This is a genomic window from Streptococcus mitis (assembly GCF_002096845.1).
Lineage (GTDB): Bacteria > Bacillota > Bacilli > Lactobacillales > Streptococcaceae > Streptococcus > Streptococcus mitis_A.
Genome location: NZ_NCVK01000019.1, coordinates 1 through 6,966 on the forward strand (window position 1 = coordinate 1; position 6,966 = coordinate 6,966).

A 6,966-nucleotide genomic window follows, 5' to 3' on the forward strand; every position below is an offset into this window, starting at 1 on the left:
GTCTTAGGATCTTGTTCAACATCTACTGTTGGTGTCTTACGAGCTGGTGTTGTTACATCTACTGGTTGTGATGGTTTCTTGTTCGGTTCGGTTACTGTTCCTTTTCCTGGGACATCTTTCTTAGGAAGCTTGTCATTTGGTACTTCACCTGAACCATTGTCGCCAATTGTGACAGTGATTGGTGTATTGTTTTCACCTGGAATCACTACCTTGCTGCCTGATGGGTATGTTGAACCATCTGGTTTCTTAGGCGTTACAACTGCATCACCATTTGGTTTGCGTGTGATTTCAATCTCACTTGGTGTTTCAGTTGTTGGTGTGGCTGGTGTTACCTTACCTGGTGTTGTGACTGGAACTTCCACAGCTGGTTTACCTGGTTCAGTAATCTTACCTGTACCTGGTACTTTACCGTCTGGTAAGTCACTGTTTGGTACTTTACCTTTACCGTTTTCACCGATTGTAACTGGGATTAGCTTACCATCTTTACCTGGAATTTCTACCGTAGTTCCTGGTGGGAATGTTGAGCCATCTGGTTTCTTCGGTGTTACTGTAACGTCACCTGTCTTAGGATCTTGTTCAACATCTACTGTTGGTGTCTTACGAGCTGGTGTTGTTACATCCACTGGTTGTGATGGTTTCTTGTTCGGTTCGGTTACTGTTCCTGTTCCTGGGACATCTTTCTTAGGAAGCTTGTCATTTGGTACTTCACCTGAACCATTGTCGCCAATTGTGACAGTGATTGGTGTATTGTTTTCACCTGGAATCACTACCTTGCTGCCTGATGGGTATGTTGAACCATCTGGTTTCTTAGGCGTTACAACTGCATTACCATTTGGTTTGCGTGTGATTTCAATTGTAGGAGTTTGAGTTGTTGGTGTCTTAGGATCTGTTCCATTTGTGATTTCTTCCTCATCTGGAATTCCATCGTTATCATCATCTGAATCTACTTTATCTGGAGTTCCATCTCCATCTGTATCGCGTTCGATAGTTACAGGGACTTTGACTACAACTTCTTCTGTGCCTTTTTTCAGTTTAACTGGAATCTCTACTGTACGTTCTTCTTCTTTTGGTCCCCAATCTGTTACAGTTGGTGTTCCTACTAGATTTCCACCGTTATCCACCGTCAAACCATTTACTGGATTATCTACTGTAATCGTTGTGCCTGGTTTGTTTGGTGTTATTACCTTAGTATTGGCTGGGACTGGTGTTTTTTCTGGTACAGTTTTTCCTGTTACTGTTCCTGTTAATTTGTCTGCTACTTTTGGATTTGCATCCTCTGTATCTGGAATTCCATCGTTGTCATCGTCTGGATCCTTAACATCTGGAATACCATCTCCATCTGTATCGCGTTGAATTTTAACTGGAACTTTGACTACAACTTCTTCTTTACCTTTTTTCAGTTTAACTGGAATCTCTACTGTGCGTTCTTCTTCTTTTGGTTCCCAATTGTCTACGGTTGGTGTGCCTACTAGATTTCCGCCGTTATCCACTGTTAAACCATTTACTGGGCCATCTACTGTAATCGTTGTACCTGGTTTGTTTGGTGTTACTACCTTAGTATTCGCTGGGACAGGTGCTTTTTCTGGGACAGTTTTTCCTGTTACTGTTCCTGTTAATTTATCCGCTACTTTTGGATTTGCATCCTCTGTATCTGGAATTCCATCGTTGTCATCATCTGGATCCTTAACATCTGGAATACCATCTCCATCTGTATCGCGTTGAATTTTAACTGGAACTTTGACTACAACTTCTTCTGTGCCTTTTTTCAGTTTAACTGGAATCTCTACTGTGCGTTCTTCTTCTTTTGGTTCCCAATTGTCTACGGTTGGTGTGCCTACTAGATTTCCGCCGTTATCCACTGTTAAACCATTTACTGGGCCATCTACTGTAATCGTTGTACCTGGTTTGTTTGGTGTTACTACCTTAGTATTGGCTGGGACTGGTGCTTTTTCTGGGACAGTTTTTCCTGTTACTGTTCCTGTTAATTTATCTGCTACTTTTGGATTTTTATCTTGTGTATCTGGAATTCCATCATTGTCATCATCTGAATCTTCTTTATCTGGAATACCGTCTCCATCTGTATCGCGTTGGATTGGAACTGGAACTTTCACAGTAACTGTCTCGCCACCATTTGTAACTTTAACCGGAATCTCTACTATACGTTCTTCTTCTTTTGGTTCCCAATTGTCTACCTTTGGTGTTCCTTTAAGTTTACCTTCATCATCTACTGTTAAACCATTTACTGGGCCATCTACTGTAATTCTTGAACCTGGTTTGTTTGGTGTCACAACTGTAACTGGTGTAATTGGTGCTTTTTCCGTAACTGGTGCTGGGTTTGTAACCTCAGCTGCTAAAGGTCCATTTGCTGTTCCTCTAGCTACAGGACTCTCAAGAACTACATTATCAATGTTCTTAGAAACCTTTGCAGTTACTTCTGTTTTATCTGCAACTTCATCAGCAGAAATTGTTACAACTCCTTCAGGTGTTACTGATACTTTATCAGCTGTCTTACCATTTACTGTCCAGTTGTTTCCAGATTTCGTAACTGTTACAGTCTCTGGACTTGTTTTACCTGTTGGTACATAAGTAAGTGTGATAGTATCAATATCCTGTGGATTAGTACTATCAGGTCGTGTTGGTGGGGTAATTGTTACACTACCATTCTCTTTACCTTCTACGCTAGGTGCTGTTGGTGTTACTGCTAGAATTACTTGACGTTTAATTTCTGCTGGTGCAAATGTTGTTCTAGTTGTGCTAGTAGCATCTGTGATAGAGTTTTTGCTAGCGTCTGGGAATATTGCTGTTGCAGTTCGAGTATATTTACCTGAATTGTCAAGTGTTGTTCCTGGATCTAGATTATTACCGTTTCTATCTTTCCAGGTCCAAGTCATACCACTTGGTAAATAATTGTTTCCACGATCTGCTTTATCTTGACTATCTACTACTTTCAGATAGTTATGCGCATCAATATTTTTAGAACTATTAGCTTTATTTAATGTTGAAGCAACTGGTACTTTTGCTATACCGTTTTCATCAAGATTTTTTGTTTCAATATCAACTACACGGTACTTGAATTTGAAATCACGGCTATCTGAAGGACTACTTCCTTCTACGTGTAGAGTTGATTCGTGTACTCCTAAAGTTTCAGTATTCAATACAGTTCCTGAAGATAAACGCTCTGCATATGGAGTTGCTTCAGTTTTTCCTGTTTGAGCTGTAAATGTAGATGGAGTTACTCCATTTGGAAGTCCTCCCTTAACTTCTACTTTAGAAATTACACCAGAGTTATCCGATACTTTTAGCTCTGGGTTAAATGTAGCTCCACGATAAACTGTAAAGATTGGTTCATTTGCAGTTTCTGATAACGTTACTCCATTTAAAGTCGCTTTTGGTTTTTCATTATCCACTACATTGAAAACAACATTTCTCTCGGCAGTTGCAGGTGCATAGACTTGAGCACCATCGCGGGTACCTGGAGAATTAGGGAATACTGCGATAGCCTTATGAGTCTGTTGACCTACCCTAGATAGTTGTACATCAGTTGAACCATCCGCTCTATCCCAACGGAAATTCATTCCTCCTGGGAAGTAAACATCTGCTTGAGAACCTACAGTTGGTTGACCTAAATTGTTTTGTGCGCCTGCTGTATTCAGATAATTATTTGGATTACCTGACATACTATTTAACTCCACAGTTTTTGGTGAATTCTCAACAACCACGTCAACAACTTTATACTTCATCAGATAGGTAGCATTATTTACACCATCAGAAATTTTGAACTTAGCTACGTGATCTCCAAGTGTTTGTGTATCAGCTACTGTTCCTGTAGATAGGCTCGTAGTGTATTTTTTAGCATCCGAACTTCCATCTTTTCCTGTTTGAGCTGTATAAGTTTGCGCTTGAGATCCTTTTGGTAAGTTCTCAACACTCATAGAAGTAATGTTACCTGAATCATCCCAGGCTTTCACAGTTGGATTAAATGTAGCTCCACGATAAACATAAAACTGAGCAGATTGTGGTTCATTCTCTGTTAAACGAATTCCGCCAACCTCAACAATTGGTTTTTGGTTATCACGTGGTGTTACTGTAAAGGTGAAAGTTGCTGGGTCTGCTTTATTTCCTGCATTATCAGTAGCGTTAAATGTAATAGTGTTTGTTTTACCGAGATCTTCTGCTTTAGTTGTAATCGTAATTCGATCTACCTTTTTATTAACCTCATTTATTTCTCTAGTTGTAGATACTTCCCCTGCAAAAATTCTGTTTAAATATTTCGTTAGAAAATCCTTAGCATCAAGATTAACATTTTTATCATCTGTTGCTGTTACTGTAAACGATATTTGTTGACCTTCTACTACATTTCGAGTTGATGGTGTGATAGTCAATGTTGGACGTTGTGTATCTGGTGCTTCTGTCGGAGTAACAGGATTACTTTTTTCAGATGTTACAACTCCGCCATTATTAACGGTTGTTTCTGCTTTAATAGGATTTCCTGGTAAAGCTCCTACAACAGTAACAGTAGCTGTCTGTCCATTAGTTGTTCCAGTTCCGATAACTGTATTACCATCATAAAGCTTAACTGTCGAACCGTTTGGCACTCCACTTCCAACATTAACCGTAATTTGTTGATTTGGTAAGCCTTTTTTATGTTCAACACTTGTTGCGATAGTCGGTTGTTTTGGCTTAACCTTTAATGTAACTGTTCCATCTGAACCAGAATTTTTATCTTCTGAACTCGAATTATCTTTATAAGTTGCAATAGATTTATACTTGAATACTCCGGCTTCTGCTGTACTTGGTGACTTATTATCTTTCCAAGTCCAGTTCATACCTGCAGGGAAAGTTCCACCGTTTTTATGTCTAACATAACCTGAAGATACAGGATTGATTGGATCTCCTGCGTTATCTCCAACTGTTTTTGTAACTGTTAAACCTTGAATTGGGTCTTTTGGTGCCTCTGGATCACTTTGTAAACGTGTACCCGTTGCCCCCATAATATAAGACTGATTCGTAGTTTTTCCGTATGTTGTTGAAGCTGCATAAACACGACCATATTGCGCTGCTTCTTCAGCAGTCACATCATCTCTCAGTCTAATCTTAGCGTGCATATGCACTGCATAATCAGAACTTTCTGCTCCGGTCTTAATTCCTAAGTAATAAGATGCACCTGGATACCCACCGTTTTTATTTTTTGTAAGAGTATTCAACGTAGGATCATTTTGATTGTTCTTGAATACATCCCAACGCTGGTTATCACGCGTTACCCCTGAAGATGGATCGTAGATTGTTCGTCTATCATTATTAAAGATATTATAGTTCTGTCCCCATACATTTGAGATATTGGCTGTGTTTCCATATTGGGTAAATCCTGTGAACCCATCAGAAAGTCTTCTACCACCATCATTACGATAACGTGTGAAACTTAAATCTCTCACCGTGTTAGACGAGTGCATGATATTAAAAGGAGCTTGGAAATAGTATTGTTGTTGATATGAGTTTTTGGTCATCCTTTGCCCATCGTTATTGAAGAAGACATCATAGACGATCCATTTCCCTTCACTATCTTGTACATAGGTTGCCTTAATATCAGTCTTATTTTTAGTAAACTCAGGATCATCGTTCCTTGTGTTTCGGCCACCATTATCTTTAGGGTCAACAGAAGCAAAATATTTGATATTAGCTAAGGCACCTTGATTAATTTCACCATTTGCTCTAAAACTTGTTCCTTGAGCCATTCTATGACTATTACGTGAGTCACGAGCACCTGAATTCAAACGTGTTGTAGCATTTTTAACAGAGTTAAACATTCTCTTCACACGTTTTGTCATATCTTCAACATCGTTCAGAGAAACTGTTGTGTTTTCAAGAACACCTTGAGCCAAGCCCAATAGTTCATTGGCTTTTTCAAGAACTTCTTTGCTAGTCTCATGCTCAGGCAATTCCAAAACAGCTGCCTGCAATTGATCTACAGATACTTTCAAAGCATCTTTTTTAGCTGAAACAGTTTGACTCTCTTCGCTTGCTCTTACTTCAGGAGAAGTTTGACTTGCTAGATTGTCAGCCGGCTTCTCAGTTTTATCTGCTTGTTTATCAACTTGAACCTCAGTTACTTCCTTAGCAGCTGATACGACTGTCACATCTTTAGACAAGAGTTCTACAAGTTCATCGATATCCTTTTGAGCTAGCTCAGAACTTTCTAGGGCTTCTTTCCCTTTTTGAAGTCTGTCTTTAACAGGCGATACTACTGACTCGTCGAGGTTTAATTTAGTTGAAAGAAGAGCATTTAATTCTTCAACTACTTTTTTCAACTTGGCTTTATCAACTGTAGACGCGCTAGGTGCAGCATTTGTAAGCGCTTGATTTTCTGGGGATTTATTTCCTTCATCTACTTTGTTGTCAGTAGATTCTGTAACATCCACAGGCGAATCGACCTTATCTTTAGGGTTCACTACACCCGCATTAGCCGTATTAGATTGTGGAGCGTTTGGAAGCACACTATCCGCACTCGCAACGCGGGCACCCAAAAACATCAGCGCTGCAACAGCAACTGAAGCGGCACCGAAACTATATTTACGAATAGAATAGCGCAAAACTTTTTCACGTTGCTGGCGCTTTATTCTACTGAGCGAATTTGATTTATTTTCCATTGTTCCTCCTTATGTTAAAACACAAAATCAAATTAAAAAGCAATTTTTATAGCTAATTCCAAGTAGGAATATAACCATAAAAAATCACTATGATGAGCATTTTACACATCACAGCTATCACAGCTATCACAGCTATCACAGCTATCACAGCTATCACAGCTATCACAGCTATCACAGCTATCACAGCTATCACAGCTATCACAGCTCAATTATACCATTTTTAATATATTTAAACAAGATAAAACCGTTTTATTACATAGAATAAAGGATAAATTGTTTAACTATAAATAAAGTGTTATTATATTATGTTTTAAATACGACA

Annotated in this window: 2 protein-coding genes; one reads left to right on the forward strand and one right to left on the reverse strand. The window is 39.0% G+C overall.

Annotated features, from left to right (window positions below):
• Positions 1-6,644 (reverse strand): YSIRK-type signal peptide-containing protein (locus B7695_RS05840; RefSeq protein ID WP_142358866.1); only part of this gene is annotated, 6,644 nt, incomplete at its 3' end.
• Positions 6,645-6,733: 89 nt separating this feature from the next.
• Here B7695_RS05840 and B7695_RS11645 point away from each other — a divergent pair.
• On the forward strand, positions 6,734-6,868 hold the full coding sequence (locus B7695_RS11645; RefSeq protein ID WP_275655687.1) for a hypothetical protein: 135 nt from the start codon (positions 6,734-6,736) through the stop codon (positions 6,866-6,868).
• Positions 6,869-6,966: the final 98 nt, after the last annotated feature.

Excerpts from the sequence above, each read along its gene's own strand:
- B7695_RS11645 (WP_275655687.1), top strand. The coding sequence starts at position 6,734 with ATGATGAGCATTTTACACATCACAGCTATCACAGCTATCACAGCTATC.